Source organism: Bifidobacterium tibiigranuli (assembly GCF_022655035.1).
GTDB classification, from domain to species: Bacteria; Actinomycetota; Actinomycetes; order Actinomycetales; family Bifidobacteriaceae; genus Bifidobacterium; species Bifidobacterium tibiigranuli_A.
In genome coordinates this window covers 69411-85024 of sequence record NZ_JALCUA010000006.1, presented here as the reverse complement: position 1 = coordinate 85024, position 15614 = coordinate 69411, and the positions used below count along the sequence as shown (strand labels likewise).

Here is a 15614-nt window from a genome sequence, read left to right as displayed (position 1 = left end):
CAGCCCGGGTTCAGGTCGATATCTGAACCCGGGCTATCGAGGTATCTAGGGCGGACGATGCGCTGCGATTTGTTTGCGTATTCATTCGTCCCTCAATTCGGTCTTCAACAGATATCGGTAACTTTCGATGGAATCGCCGAAAAATATATCGATATTCAACAGATAGTGGCCGCAAGTCAATAAACAAGCCGATTTTTCGATTGATTATCTGTTTAAAATTCCATCGAAATGTCCAATAAGCGGTGTTTATTTAAGTAATAGTAATCGTTATCATGCTAGATAGCGATGAAGAAAGGAATTCATATTATGGTGAAAATAAGAAGACGGGTAGGGGCCTCCCTGCTTGGCTTGATTGTGGCTACGGGGCTTGCCGCTTCCGTGCTGCCAACGGCCAGCGCCGCCGACTATGTCGACTCAAGCACCGTCAAAAACAGCCCGGTCACCCTGGAGACGGGGCATATCGATGCCTTCAATCTCATCAGCACCGGTAAAAACCAGATTCGCATGGTGCTCAAGGAGGACGTCACCGGTTCAGGCGTGCTGCGCGAGCCTGAATCCGTGACTCTCAAGGTCAAGGAGCAAGCGAAGATGACGCTTCCCGACGCGGCCAAGCCTGCGTACCAGGACATCATCAACGACGGGTTGACGAACAGCTTCTACTATCTCCCACTCACGCAGGACCAGAATCTCATCTGGCCCGGCTGGGATTCAATGGGTGCCGCGCCTGCGCTGGGCATCGGGAACCTCAATGATGCGTCGTGCGACAATGTGATCGAAAAGGTTCAGGCTCCGGCGGGCGGCAAGGTGCTCATGTGGAGCATCAACGACTGGGGCTCTCCGGCCTCGGTCATGGCCAACAGCAAGTACGCGCTGCCGAACACCATCGTCCAGCCGATTCTCGCCCACCAGCACATCAACTGGGCCTTCACCAAGGCCGGCACCTACAAGCTCACCGTGCACAGCAAGGTCACGCGCGCGGCTGACAAGTTCTCGCTGACCAGCGAATCGCATGTATTCACCTTCGTAGTGGGCGATGTGCCGAAAGCAGACAAAACCACGCTGAAAGGTACGATTGAAGCCGCAGACTATATGCAGGAGTCCGACTACACGGCTGATTCGTGGGCACCGTTCGCCAAAGCCCTTGCCGATGCAAAGAAGATACAAGCCGATGGGAACGCCACACAGCAGGCAGTAGATGATGCGGTTTCGACGCTTAACGATGCATGGGACGCGCTGGAAGAGGCCACGCCCCCGGTCGACTGGACTGCGCTTGATGCAGCAATCGCTTCGGCGGGCAAGTTGAAGCAGCCTGATTACACGGCGCAGTCGTGGGCGCCATTTGCTGAGGCACTTATCAATGCCAAGGGAATACGCAACAATCCTGCAGCCGCGCAAGGCGATGCCGATAATGTGACCAGTATTCTCGCCGACGCTCAGAAAGCACTAGTCAAGGTTGCCCCTGCCCCGGCCAAGGCTGACAAGACTGCTCTGGACAAGGCTGTTACCGCTGCTTCTGCACTCAAGCAGTCTGATTACACGGCTGATTCGTGGGCACCGTTCGCCAAGGCCTTTGCTGATGCCAAGTCGGTGCAGGCTGACGCCAAGGCCACGCAGCAGGTTGTCGACGCTGCGGCTGCCGCGCTGACGGATACGCAGAAGGGCCTGAAGAAGCCGGCTCCGGTGATTGACTGGTCGAAGCTGGATGTCGCGATTGCTGCGGCAGCCCCGCTGAAGCAGTCTGATTACACAGCTGATTCGTGGACTCCGTTCGCTGATGCCCTGACTGCTGCAAAGTCGGTTCGTGCGAATACTAAAGCCGCTCAGGCCGAGGTAGACTCCGCTGTGAGTGCACTCGCCGCCGCGCAGGCAAAGCTTGTGAAGGTTTCTGTGAACCCCCAGCCAACCAAGGCTGACAAGACCGCGCTGAATGCGGCCATCGATGCCGCCGCGAAGCATCAGGAATCGGCTTACACCGCTGATTCATGGAAGCCCTTCGCTGATTCGCTGACTGGCGCGCGAGCAGTGCGCGCGAACGCTGAAGCTGCTCAGGCCGATGTGAACGCTGCGGTTGCCGCGCTCTCCAAGGCGCAGACTGCGCTGGCCAAGGCCGCTCCGAGTACTCCTACGAAGCCGACTAAGCCGACTAAGCCGAGCAAGCCCGCTCCTGTCAGCCCGGCTGCTCCCAACAAGCAGACGCCTACCACGCCGACCAATCCCAAGCAGCAGGCACCGAACAAGCAAACACCGACCAATCCAGGCGCTGCGAACAACAAGCTCGCCGCAACTGGTTCCTCGATCGAGCCGGTAGCCGCCCTGCTGGCCCTGTTCGCACTGGCAGGCATCGCGCTCGTCGTGCTACGCAACACGCGCCGCAACGACTGAGACCGCATAGCACACGCCTCGTATGTCGCCTGCCTGAGAGCAAGACGTTTGCAAGCATAGTGTTTCTACATGGTGTCTCTCGACACGGTGTTTTTTACACAGTGCCTTTTGCAAACGCCATGCTCTTGGGCAGGCGACATACGGCGTTACCCACTTTGCGACTCCACTCAGCCGTGGTGACGCAACATGCAATCTGCGGCATCAATACGCCTCAGCATCGAAATAATCCACACAACCACAATTCCACATAAACAAACGTCTGCCGCTGAGGCCAACCGAGCGGCGGCACCTGCCACAGGCCGGGCAGCGTGCGTGCGACATGCAGACCGCATGCCGGCATCACGGCAGCGCCCGGCTCATGACAGCACAGCGAGAGATTGCACGCGAAAGCCCAGAAGAAGCGATGAACCAAGCATACGAACCATTCCTCCGCACCGCAGCGGACGGCAAAACCAAGCGTCATCTCTCGATGGCGTCCATACTCGGCAGTCTCATGGCGCTGGCCATGCTGCTCGTGGGCATGCTCATGCCCGGCACGGCGCTCGCCGTCGGCGACGATCTGCAGCAGACCATCGACCCGAACCAGCAGCAAGGGGTCGGCCATGTGGTGCTCGAACAGGGCCACATCGACTTCGGTCCGACGCTGGCGACCGGCAAATGGAAAATCCAGATCCACGACGACACCGGCGATGTCTCCTACTGGCGCATGCCCAGCGACGTGGTCATGCATGTGAACGACAAGGCCATCATGCCCATGCCGTCCGGAGACACGTACTCGTTCATCGGCGAGCAGCCGGGCACGCCGCTGTGGGTCATCCCGCAGACGCAGAACCCCGATGTGGTCTGGGTCGGCTGGAACACCCAGGAGCCGCGCGTCATGGACCAGCTGCAGCGCGGCATGACTCTCTCGCTTGACGGCGTGCAAGGCCCGGGAGACCTCGACGTGTACCTCGAAAACGGCAACATGGGTGCGCCGCAGCTCGTATGGACGAACAAGAAGCCCTACCCGCAGAACTCGTGGATTGAAGTCAACGCCCACACCCACGTCAACTGGATATTCCACAAGCAGGGCGTGTACAAGGTCAAGATCACCGCATCCGGCGACTTGAAGAACGGCCAGCATGTGAGCGACACCGACACGCTGCGCTTCGCGGTCGGCAATGCTACTGACCCGCAGACCGCCTTCGACGCGGCCAGCAACCCGGACAGCGCCGCTGCCGCAGCCGATGCCGCCGCGCAGAAGGCCAAGCAGGAAGCACAGAAGCAGCAGGCGCTCGCCCAGCAGAAGGAAGCCGCGCAGGCCGCCGCTCTCGCCAAGCAGGACAAGGCGCAGACCACGCTGCTGATTGGCGTGATTGTCGCCTTTGTCGCGCTTGCCATACTCATCATCGTGCTGCTGGTCTGGATACAGGGTCGGCGCAGCAAACGCGCCGCCATGCGTGCCGCTGAGCTGAAGCTTGCCGCCAAGAGCGCGACGCCTTGGGCGCAGACAGATGCTGAGCCGGGTGCTGAGTCGGGCGCCGAGCCAGATGCGAAGGCGAAGGCTGACGATGCCGACGTGCCATCCAGCGGCCCAGAGCCGGGCGGCGATCCCGCAGGGCCGAAGCCAAGCAATTCGTGACGGCATTGTTCCTATATCACAGACAACGCATACATCGAAAACAGTGCATAGAAGACAACGCAACGAATGAGAGATAGAAAGACAGAGGGACTATGAGTATCAACTCATCTTCGCCTGAGCAGCCAGGCGGAACCGCGAAACCCGGCTCGCACAACCTGCGGGCCGCGGCCCAGCGCGTCATCGCCAAGCCGATGCGGCTGGCAGCCGTGGGCGTGATGGCCGTCGCGATGATATTCGGCGGCCTGAGCGGTCTGTCGAACAAGGCCTCCGCCACCGATGGCGCTCCGGCCAACCCCAACTCCAATTCCACCTTGTGCAAGGGGCAGGCCAACGGCGCGCGCGATGTCGACAAGAATCCGCAAAGCGGCACCGAGACGACCGCTCCGGCCTCCGACACCCGCTGCGCCATCCAAGGGGTGCACACCGACGCGATGTCGACGTACCTCACCGACGGCAGCAATCCGCAATTGGTGCTGAAATCCAAGGCGGACAACGTCTACAACGGCGCGGCCGACGGCGTGCGCTACGACAGCGACACGACGGCCTTCGTGCTGCCCGACAACGCGAAGAAGCCCTCGGCCAAGATGAGCGGTGCCCTAGGCTTTCTCAACAAGGCCACGAATGGCGGCGACTTCTGGTACATACCCCAGACGCAGGATCTGAGCGTGCTGTGGGCCGGATTCAGCACCGAGGCCATCCAGGGCAATCCGCATATCAACCCTTCTTCCAAAGTCACCATGAAAATGGAGCATTTCCACGGCCCCGGCGAACTGTTCATGTGGTCGACCGACTCCTTCGGCGGCATCATCAAGCAGCTCGGCTCGCCCGATGTGCAGCGGGACTACGGCTTCCCCAACACGCATGTGCTCTCGATACCGCAGCACGAGCATATGAACTGGGCCTTCACCAAGCCCGGCCGCTACGCCTACACCATGTCGGCAACGCTCGACGTGGATGGCAAGCCGCAGACCGCCACGCAGGAGTATGTGTTCTATGTGGGCAACGGCACTCCTGCTCCGGCGCAGGTCGCCGTTGTTGGCGAGAACGCCTCGGCCACGACCGGCTCGGCCGTTGACCTGAAGGCCACCGTGAGCTCAGACGGCTTTGAGTATCCGCAAGGCTACGTGCAATTCGAGCGCGAGGACTCCGGGGCGCTGCTGGGCTACGCGAAGGTTCTGCAGAATCAGGCCACGCTGACTGTGCCCTCGTTCTCCGCGCCTGGCAGCGTGCCGATACGCGCGACCTTCGTGCCGCGCTACGCCGAGGACGCCAATCAGGCATCCGGCGAATTCCAGGTCAATGTCACCGGTGCCGCGCTGCCGGCCGCGCAACGTGCGGTGAGCACGCTTGAGGACGCGCATGCCGGGGTCGCCTCGGTGGGCGCCATCGCCTCCGATCAGGCCACGGTGCCGGTCAAGCTGGCCGACGGCAGGCTTGCCGGGCAGCCGGTGTTCGCCGACGTGCTGCGCAAGGTCGATCAGAGCCATAGCAGCGCCGTGCCCATGTACCAGCGCGCCATCACCAGCCGTTGGATCCGCGCGGACAATGCGGACTCGCTCGCCGTGCCGCTGCCCGCCTACCCCGGCGACTACCAGCTGCTCGTGCGCGATGCGAACGGCACGCAGGTCGGCACGGCCGATCTGAGCGTGCCGACGACCACCGGTGCCGCACCCTACGTGCCATCAGTGCCGAACGGCGGCATCGAAGGCGGCGGCTCGGGCAATGGCGGCGGGAACGGCGGCATTATCGGCGGCAATGGCGCTAACGGCAACAATGGCGGCTCGGGCAATGGTGGTGGCTCTGGCGCTGCCGCGGGCAATGGCGGCGGCAAAAACACGGCTGCGCAGCAGGGCAACGGCGGCGGCCAGGCCTCGTGCACCTCGTCGAATATGTTCGTGCTCGACCACGGCCATATCGACATCGCAGCCTACTCGCCCAGCGTCAACAGCATGAAGATGGTCGTGCAGGAGGATGTGACCGGAGACCATGTGCGCCGCACGCCGTCGAGCGTGATGCTCTGGCTCAAGCCCGGCGCCAAGACCTCGCGCGGGTGGAGCGTGCCGCAGACGCAGCAGCAGGACCTCATCTGGCTGGGGTGGAACAACCAGTTCCTGTCCAGCCGCGAGATACCGGTCACCTGGACGCTCGACAAGCTCGAAGGCCCCGGCTCGATGCGCATCTGGACCCAGGGCAACCTGGGCGCGCCCGACACCACCATCCTCGACAGCAACGGCACCCACACCTTCCAGATGTCGAAGAACACCCACACCCACGCCAACTGGGACTTCAGCGCCGAGGGCTACTACAAGATCACCATGACCTACGCCACCTCGCTTGGCTCGGACACCGAGACGATCTACATGACCGTGGGCAACAAGGACCCCAAGGCCATGCCGATCTCGTGCAACGCCGTCACCAGCGCGGCAAGCGGCGTGCAGACCGCGCCTCCGGCCCAGCAGGTGCCGTCGACCGACAAGGCCGCCGCAGCGCAGGCCGCCAAGCAGGCTGCCGAGCAGGCAGCGGAGCAGAAGGCCGCCCAGGCCGCAGCTGCCGCAGCCGCCAAAGCCAAGGCCAAGGAAGAGGCCGCCGCCAAGGCGCTGGACGATGCCCTGGGCATCAACCCTGACTCTGTTGCAGGCAAGATGTCCAGCATGTTCGCCCGGCATCCGGTGCTCGCCGCCGCCGCGTTCACCGTGGCGGGCGGCTCGCTGGCCGCAGTGGCCACGGCCGCGCCATTCATCCTGCGACGCCGCGTGGTGCTGCCGTGATGATATTCGGGAATTCCGGCAAGGCGCGCAGTCTGCGCGTCCAGCTTCGCCGGTGCCTCGCGGCACTGGTGAGCGCTGCCGTGCTGCTGCCGCTGGCGGCGTGCTCCGACTTCGATTCGAGCAACCCGCACAACGGCAAGCTCAACGTGGTCACCACCACCGGCATACTGAAGGACCTGGTCTCCAACGTCGCCGGCGACAAGGCGAATGTCAGCGCCATCGTGCCCGACAACGCCGACCCGCACAGCTACGAGCCCTCGCTGCGCAAGATACGCGATATCGTCTACGCGGATGTGGCCTTCAGCAACTACATGCTGCTCGAAGAGCACAGCATCATCAAGGCGCTCGACGCCAACCTGCGCCCCGGCGTGCCCGATGTAGGACTGGCCGAAAGCAGCGTCAAGCACGCGGCCGAAGTGATACCGCTCGTCGAAGACGTCTCGCTCGACACCGTCTGGCTCGGCCTCGCCGTGCAGGGCGCAGGCGAGCAGTACGGCGCCAAGCGCAGCTCCGAAGTCGAGCTCACCGCCACCGGCATGCAAGGCCCGGGACAGCTCACGGCCTACCTGACCGGAAGCTTCGGTGACGTGAGCATCTACTTCAATTCGGCGGACGGCTTCGACGGCAAAGACAAAGTCAGCCTGCCCACCGAGGCGCACACGCACCTGAGCTGGGGCTTCAGCAAGCCGGGCGTCTACAAGCTCGGCCTCAAAGCCAGACTCAAAGTCAGCGACGACGCCCCGCCCATCACGCTCGGCTCGACCACGATGGTCTTCGCCGTCGGCGTCAACTCGCAGGCGGTCGCGCAGAAACTCGGCGCGACCAAGGTACTGGACGCAGGACACGCCGATCTGGCCGTGGATATGGACAAAGGCGGCTTCATCTACCGCGCCGACAACCAGCAGAAATCCTCCGCCACGCACTTGGAACGCGACTATTACGCACCCAAGGACGTCGTGGTGGAAGTGCCCAACAAGGCCCTGCACGAAATCCCGGCCGGCAGCGAATACCGCTTCCTAGGCAACCCGCGCGACCAGATCTACCTGCTGCCGCAAGCCGTCCTCGGCTCGCATGTGCACGGCGACATCGACCCGCACCTGTGGCAGAACGTGCGCAACGGCATCGCCTACGTGCAGACCATCGCCGACAAGCTCTCGCAGGTCGACCCCAAGAATGCCGCGTACTACCATCAGCGCGCCGCAGCCTACACCGACAAGCTGGCCGCCACCGACGACTACGTGCGCAAGACCATCAACCAGATACCGCCTTCGCGACGGCTGCTGGTCACCACGCACGATGCCTTCGCCTACCTCGGGCAGGCCTACGGCGTGAAAATCGCCGGCTTCGTGACGCCGAACCCAGCCACCGAACCCAGCCTCGTCGACCGCAAGAAGCTCACCCAGACCGTGCGCAACCTCAAAGTTCCCGCCGTCTTCCTCGAACCGAACCTGCGCTCGCGCTCCTCCGTGCTGCAGCAGGTGGCCGACGAGAACCATATCAAGGTGTGCCCGATCTACGGCGATACCTTCGACGGCAAAGTCAACACCTATATCGACATGATGCGTTACAACGCGAATATCCTCAAGGAGTGCCTTTCATGAGCAAGAGTACAAACGCGAGTAAGCACGCGGCCGCCGGGGTGAATACGGGCGTGGGTTCGGGCGCTGGGTTGGCCGTGGGCGCGGGTGTCGGCAGGCATGCGGGTACAGGTCCGGCAGTGGGCTCGGATGCAGGCTCGGGCGCTGGTTCGGCTGGGGGCAAAAGCCCCGTTTCAACCGTGAGCGCGGCACCGGTTATCTCCGTCAGCAAGCTCAACGTCGACCTAGCTGGGCGGCGTGTGCTCAACGACGTGACGATGAGCGCTGCGGCCGGTGAACTGGTCGGCCTGCTCGGTCCGAACGGCGCGGGCAAGACCACGCTGCTGCGTTCGATTCTGCACCTCATTCCCACCGTTTCCGGCTCTATTGCCATCGGCGGCGACACGTCGAAGAACGCGCGCAAGCATATCGGCTATGTGCCGCAGCGCCAGCAGTTCGCCTGGGATTTCCCCATCAGCGTGCTTGACACGGTGGTGCTCGGGCGGGTCAAGACGATTGGCTGGTTCCGCAGGCCCGGGGAGAAGGATTACATCGCGGCCATCGAGGCGCTCGACCGCACCGGCATGACCAAGTTCCGCGACCGCCCGGTGGGCGATCTCTCCGGCGGCCAGCGCCAGCGCGTGCTCGTCGCCCGGGCCTTGGCGCTGCAGCCCACGGTGCTGCTGCTTGACGAGCCGTTTACCGGCCTCGACATGCCTACGCAGGAGCTGCTTTCCGAGCTGTTCGCTACATTGGCCGGTGAAGGCGAGACGCTTATCATGAGCACGCATGACATCGCGGGCGCGGTCTCAGCATGCTCGCGCATCGTGCTGCTCAACCGCACGGTCGTCGCCGACGGCACTCCCCAGGAGCTCAACGACCCCGAGCTGTGGCGCTCCACGTTCTCGATACGCCCCGACAACCCGCTGCTCGCCGTGGTCGAGCAGACCGTGCAGACCTTGCAGCGCAAGGATGGTGCTGGCTTGGTTGGCTCACGCGGCTCGACTGCAGCGGCTTCCTCGGCCGCGTCGCCCGCTTCATCCACACCGACCGCCGCAATCGCACACGACTGAAGGATTGATCTCATGCTTTCACCTTTGGATTTTCTCAATGACCTCATGAACCCCGACCTGTGGTTCCTGCCCAAGGCGCTGATCGTGGCCGCCATGTCGTCCATCATCTGCGGCGTCGTGGGCAACTTCGTCGTGCTGCGCGGCATGGCCTTCATCGGCGACGCCGTCTCGCACGCCGTGTTCCCCGGGCTCGCCATCGCCTTCGTGTTCTCAAGCAACCTAGTGGTCGGCGGCGCGATTGCCGGTGTCACCACGGCGATTCTGGTCGCTGTGTTCAGCCAGAACCGGCGCATCAAGGAGGACTCCATCATCGGCGTCATCTTCGTGGCCGCCTTCGCGCTGGGCATCGTGGTCATCTCGCTTGCGCCTGGCTACGCCGGCTCGCTGCAGTCGTTCCTGTTTGGCTCCATCACCGGCATTCCAAACTCCGATATCGCTGTGGTCGGCATCACCGGATTCGTGATTCTCATGGTCATGTTCCTGCTCAACAAGGAGCTGGTGAGTGTCTCGCTCGACCGCGATATGGCCAAAGCCTCAGGGCTTCCCGTTTTCGCGCTGGACCTGGTGCTGTACGTCATGGTGTCGCTGGCCGTCGTGATCTCCGTGCAGACCATCGGCAACATTCTGGTGCTGGCACTGCTCGTGGCACCCGCCGCGACCGCGCGGTTGGTCACTGATCGACTGGGCGTCATGATGGTGCTCTCGCCGTTTATCGGCGCGCTTTCGGCGCTTATCGGCATGTACCTGTCGTGGAGCTTCGACAGCCCCACCGGCGGCACCATCGTGCTGGTGGCGACCGCGATATTCCTGATTGTATGGTTCTTCTCGCCCAAGCAGGGGCTTATTGGCAAGGCCATCGCGCGGCTGACTTCGAAGAGCTCGGGCAAGGCTGTGGCTGAGCAGGCATGAAACACGGGCGCGAGGTGCGCGGCACTGCGGGCGGCGGTGCGGTTGTAAGCGGCAGCGCGGTTGCGAGTGGTGGTGCGGTTGCGGGCAGTGATATGACGGTGAGCGCAGGCCAAGGTATGGCTGCGAACGGTGGTATGGCTGCGAACGCGGGTGTGGTTGCGGGTACGGGCGCGGGTGCGGGCGCGGAAAGCGTGCGGACGCGCAAGCATCGCGATGCCGTGCAAGCCGACTCGTTCTGGCAGCTGGGCGACCCGGTCGAGCAGACTTTGGGCGTCGACCTGATCGGCACGGATCTAGGCCCGTGGCACCGCTTTCGTGAGCGCATGGCTGGCCGTTTCTCGCCGCGCCGCGCGCTGCGCTCCTGCGCGTCGTTTCTGAGGCGATGCTGGAAGCGCATACTTGCTATTTGCGGTGTGCTGGCTGTTGTGGCCGCGCTGATATACGGCGGGCTGATGATTGCCAGCGGCCTGAGCGGCGATGCGAGCGGACTGCCACTGCCTGGCTTTGCTGCGGTTCCGCCCTCGGCGCGCAACGGCAATGCTCTCGCCGTGCCCAACGTGAATGCGCCGAGCCGGGATGGCGCTGCAGGCTCTTCCGGTTCGGCCGCTGTCCCTGACCTGAGCGCGGGCCAGTCTGGTGCCGCTCAATCTGGCGCTCAGGGCGCTGGAACGCAGGGTACTGGAACGCAGGGCATAAGCGTGCCGAAGGGCGTCATCATCGCCAATCTCGTTGATGACGGCTGGGCGCAGGACATCGCGCAGCGTTCCGGCATACCGGTCGATTATGTCAAGGCCTACGCAGGCGCCTCGATTCAGGCGCAGCGTCAATACCCGCACTGCGGCATCGGCTGGAACATGCTGGGCGGCATCGGTGAGGTCGAAAGCGACCACGGCACCAAGCATGCCCCAGGCCAGCTCATTCGCGGCCCGGTGCTCGACGGTTCCAATGGCACCGAGGCCATGCCCGACACCGATGGCGGCAAACTCGACGGCGACCCGAACTGGGACCGGGCTATGGGCCCTATGCAATTCGTGCCCTCGACCTGGATGCGCTACGGGCTCGACGGCGACGGCGACGCCCGCGCCGACCCCGACGACATCAACGATGCGGCGCTCACTGCGGCGGGCTACCTATGCACCGCCGGCGGCGACCTGACCACCTCCCAAGGCTGGATCACCGCCGTTGAAGCCTACAATCGCGGCAGCCAATACAATGCCGCCGTAGCCAACGCCGCCAACCGCCTCGGCGCGCTGTGATGATGGGGGCTTGGCGGAGCTGAGGGGTTGTGCCCGGCACGAGCGGGGGCGCATAGGCGTCGCGCACCAGTGCGGTCGGCTATCGTCACGAATCCCGCACTCATTCGACCCTTATGCGGGAATTGTGTCGTTTGAGGGCGATTATTCGTCACAACTCCCGCATCGCCCTCGTAATAGTGCGGGGGTTGTGACGATGCAGCCCTCGCCGCATGCAGCGAATGTACAGCTAGTGCAATGACGCATAGCTGGTACTTGGCGGCGCTTGGTTGTGGTTAGCAATGCGCAAGCGATACACAATCGATGCCCAAGCAATGTTCAACTGCGCGTGAATCTTCGATAGACCCTTGATGAACAGTCGGGAAAACCGCCGTTGGTGGCGGCTGCGAGCAGATAGCCTGATGATGCCAAGACACCCCGAGCCGTTGCGAGGCCTGACGTGCCACGCGAAACCGCCATTGGTGAACGTCACCGTGACAATAAATACTGTGACGATAGATATGACGGCGCGTGGCGCATAGTGCATCATACATAGCACATACGCTGCGGCTGCGGGGCGCAAGGCGGTAATCCTGCGCGTTTCTCGCGCGGTTCCTACGATTTGTGCTAGGAGTCTGCATGAATTTCGATAGTTTCGACAACCCGAAAACCAAGCGTTTCCAACGCAAGGTGACACTGCTTTCGGCAGGCGGATCGTTCCTTGATGGCTATGATCTGACGGTTATCGCCGTGGCGATGCCGTTGTTCGCTGACGAATGGGGCATCAACGCCTGGCAGAAATCGCTGGTGACCTCGGCCGCGATATTCGGCTCGTTCATCGGGGCGGTGCTGCTGGGCAACCTCACGGACCGCTTCGGGCGCAAGGCCATGTACATCGTGGACCTGCTCGCCTTCGTGGTATTCGCGGTGCTGACGGCGTTCAGCCCCAACGTCTGGTTCCTCATCGTCTTCCGCTTCCTGCTCGGATTGGGCATCGGCGCGGACTACCCGATCTCCTCAACGCTGGTCGCCGAATTCGCGCCGAAGAAGGGGCGCGGCAAGCTGTCCACCTCCCTCGGCGTCATGTGGTTCGTCGGAGCCGTGGCCGCGTATCTCGTCGGACTCGCCGTCATGCCCATGGGCGACTACGCATGGCGTGCGATGCTGCTGGTGGGCGCGGTCTTCGCGCTCGTGGTGTTCTTCTTCCGCATCAATCTGCCCGAATCCCCGCGCTGGCTCATCGCCCACGGACGCACGAAGGAAGCGCTCGACGTCGTCGAGAACGTCACTGGCGAACGGCCGGCCACGATTGACATGTCCACCGAACCCGCCGCTGAACGTGCGCCGCTGAGCCTGCTGTTCCGCGGCGCGCAGCGCAACCGCACGCTGTTCGTCTGCGGATTCTGGTTCTGCTATTCGACCGCCTATTACGGCATCTCCATGTACACGCCGACAATCATCGCCCCCTTCACCCACGGCAACCACACCCTGGTGATTCTCGCCTCCGGCGTGGTCGCAGTGCTCGGCCTCATCGGCTCGCTCATCGGCATGAACATCGTAGACATCTGGGGCCGCCGGCCGCTTATCATCACCTCGTTCACCGGCCTGACCGTCGCGCTGACCGTCCTGGCCGCAGTGACCAATCCGAGTCTCGAATTCCTCATCGTGCTGTTCAGCATCGCCGTGCTCTTCTCGAACTCCGGCGGCGGCGTGCTCAACTTCGTCTACCCGACCGAGCTGTTCCCGACCGCATTGCGGGCGACCGGCAGCGGGCTGGCGACTTCGGTCAGCCGCATCGGCTCGATCCTCGGCGTGGTGGCCTTCCCGAATATGGTTGCGGCGTGGGGCAACAACGCGGCGCTATGGGTATTCGCGGCGGTCGGACTCACCGGCACGCTGATCTGCGTGTTCATGGCCCCCGAAACCAAGGGGCGCGGGCTTGAGGAGATCAGCGCCGACGCCCATGCACCCGCCGCAGCGGGAATCGGCACGGAGCAGGCATATGCCTGAAACAGGTGAGCCGCTCGGCACGGCGGAAGTCAGGCTGGTGCCGGATGAGGCCAAGCCATACCGACGTCTGCATGTGGAATGCGGCGAGCCGCACGCAGCTCGAACCGAGCTGCTCGGCGGCGCTGATGCCATGGCCGGTGACACGGCTGGCATCAGCGCCGGTGGTGTGGGTGGTGACGTTAGTGCCGGTGATAGGACTGGTGACGCGGCTGCTGTCAAAGCTGGCGATGGTGCTGGCGTCAGCGCCGGTACCGGGGAAATCTCGGCGTCGGCGGCGGTATCGTCGGCGGCGTGGCTTCGCGTGGCGGGCTTGATTCACTTCACGGATTTTCAGCTCGCCGACCTGGCCTCCCCGGCCCGCACCGAATACATGCAGCGGCTTGAAGGCGTGCCGGGCTGGGAGCGCATGCTTCCGGCCTACCGGCCGCAGGAATTCATGCTCGCGCAGGCAATCGAGTGCATGACCCGCGCCATCAACGCGCTGGTCAAAGCCCGCCCCGAACTGTGGAACGTGGCCGTGACCACCGGCGACAACCTCGACTCCGCGCAACGCAACGAGCTGCAATCCTACCTGACCCTGCTCGACGGGGGAGCGGTCGAGCCGGCCAAAGGCACGCGCGGCTTCGCCGATGCGCCGGTCGGCCTGGGCGACCCCCATTACTACAACCCCGAGCCGCAGTCGCACGACATATGGAAGCGCGAGCACGGGCTGCCCGATCACCCCGGCGCGCTGAACGCCGCCGCCGCGCCCTTCGCAACCGAGGGACTGGCCATGCCGTGGCTGAGTTGCTTCGGCAATCATGACTGTCTGGTTCAAGGCCGCGCCGCCAAACCGGAGGGTTTCGACGAATATCTCGCCGGGGGCCGCAAACCGGTCTCTGAAGACGTCGAATCCGCTCCGCAAGGCGACAAGATGCTGGCCTACGTCGCCGACCCCACATGGGCGGGCGCTCGCGGCGAGCAGCACGGCATTGTTCCAGACCCCGGCCGCGCGGTGGCGGGCAAGGCCGATTACGTGCGGGCGCATCTGGCGTCGCCCGGACTGCCGCGAGGCCATGGCTTCACCGACGACAGCCTGCGGACGGGAACGACATATTACTGCTATGACGCCATTGACGGCGTGCGCGTGATCGCGCTCGACACGACGAATACGGCCGGGCACGTCGACGGCTGCATCGATGACCGGCAATTCCATTGGCTTGAAGAGCGGCTGATCGAAGTGTCGTCATGCTACGCCGATGCCTCAGGCGGCTGCGTGCATACAGAGCATCGCGATAGGCTCGTGGTGCTGGCTAGCCATCATGGTCTGTCGACGCTGAACAATGATTACGGTGACGTTGGCGATTGTGGTGACGGTGTTGGTGCGGGTGATTGCGGTGACGCTGTTGGCGGCGGTCTTGGTGTCGATGCTAGTGACAGCAGCGACGGCATCGGCACCGGTGCACGCGGGCATCTTCATCTGGCCGACGAGGTCGAGGCGCTGCTGCATCGTTTCCCGAACGTAGCGCTGTGGCTCTCCGGCCATACGCATGTCAACAGGATCACGCCGCGCCCCGGCGCAGAGCCGTGCGAGGCGTTCTGGGAAGTGTCCACCGGCTCGATTTCCGAGTGGCCGGTGCAATTCCGGTGCGTCGAGTTCTTCGCAGGCGAATCGCCCTGCGAACGTGGCGACGACATAGGGAGCACTGGCAAACGCGCGGATTGCGATGGTCGCCATGCCGATTCTGCCAATCATAGTGAGCATACCGGTGATGCCGCGAACAAGCCCGACGGCTTGCTCGCGATTCGCGTCACCATGATCGATACGGCAGCCCCCGCAAGCCCTGACGGCTCGCTCAGCATCGCCGACCTGGCCTCGTTGCACCGCGAAATCGCGGCCAACGACGATTCCTCGGTCGGTGGCCACTGCGCCGAAGGCAGCCGAGCGGACCGCAATCAGGATTTGCTGCTAACCATCCCCGCAGCTACCCTTCAGGCCCTTCGCGAGGATGCCCGCGCCGATTGAGCTACAGGAGTCCATCCGTCCCCGCGCGCTGTAATGC

General features: G+C 63.5%; 9 protein-coding genes. All 9 read left to right on the top strand.

All coding sequences use genetic code 11. The features are described from left to right. Window positions 1-306: 306 nt before the first annotated feature. Entirely contained in the window at window positions 307-2382 is a 2076-nt protein-coding gene (locus LKK40_RS07460) for a choice-of-anchor M domain-containing protein (RefSeq protein WP_304310094.1), read from the top strand. 403 nt (window positions 2383-2785) lie between these two features. Beyond that, complete coding sequence (locus tag LKK40_RS07455) at window positions 2786-4003, top strand: TIGR03773 family transporter-associated surface protein (protein ID WP_304310093.1); 1218 nt, start codon at window positions 2786-2788, stop codon at window positions 4001-4003. Between the two features lie 92 nt (window positions 4004-4095). After that, the gene (locus tag LKK40_RS07450) at window positions 4096-6771 is read left to right on the top strand and encodes a choice-of-anchor M domain-containing protein (RefSeq protein WP_304310092.1); all 2676 of its coding nucleotides are present in this window, start codon (window positions 4096-4098) and stop codon (window positions 6769-6771) included. Beyond that, the gene (locus tag LKK40_RS07445) at window positions 6771-8372 is read left to right on the top strand and encodes an anchored repeat ABC transporter, substrate-binding protein (protein WP_304310091.1); all 1602 of its coding nucleotides are present in this window, start codon (window positions 6771-6773) and stop codon (window positions 8370-8372) included. The genes LKK40_RS07450 and LKK40_RS07445 overlap by 1 nt, the downstream gene beginning before the upstream one ends. Beyond that, on the top strand, window positions 8369-9421 hold the full coding sequence (locus LKK40_RS07440; protein WP_304310090.1) for an anchored repeat-type ABC transporter ATP-binding subunit: 1053 nt from the start codon (window positions 8369-8371) through the stop codon (window positions 9419-9421). The genes LKK40_RS07445 and LKK40_RS07440 overlap by 4 nt, the downstream gene beginning before the upstream one ends. 12 nt (window positions 9422-9433) lie before the next feature. Continuing rightward, entirely contained in the window at window positions 9434-10330 is an 897-nt protein-coding gene (locus LKK40_RS07435) for an anchored repeat-type ABC transporter permease subunit (RefSeq protein WP_304310089.1), read from the top strand. Next, window positions 10327-11586 carry a lytic transglycosylase domain-containing protein gene (locus LKK40_RS07430; protein ID WP_304310088.1) on the top strand — a complete coding sequence of 420 codons (1260 nt, stop codon included), beginning with the start codon at window positions 10327-10329 and terminating at the stop codon, window positions 11584-11586. Before LKK40_RS07435 ends, LKK40_RS07430 begins: the two co-directional genes overlap by 4 nt. A gap of 615 nt (window positions 11587-12201) precedes the next feature. Then, the gene (locus tag LKK40_RS07425) at window positions 12202-13572 is read left to right on the top strand and encodes an MFS transporter (RefSeq protein ID WP_304310087.1); all 1371 of its coding nucleotides are present in this window, start codon (window positions 12202-12204) and stop codon (window positions 13570-13572) included. After that, a complete protein-coding gene (locus LKK40_RS07420) occupies window positions 13565-15577 on the top strand; it encodes a hypothetical protein (protein ID WP_304310086.1) in 2013 nt (670 codons plus the stop codon). The genes LKK40_RS07425 and LKK40_RS07420 overlap by 8 nt, the downstream gene beginning before the upstream one ends. Window positions 15578-15614 lie beyond the last annotated feature (37 nt).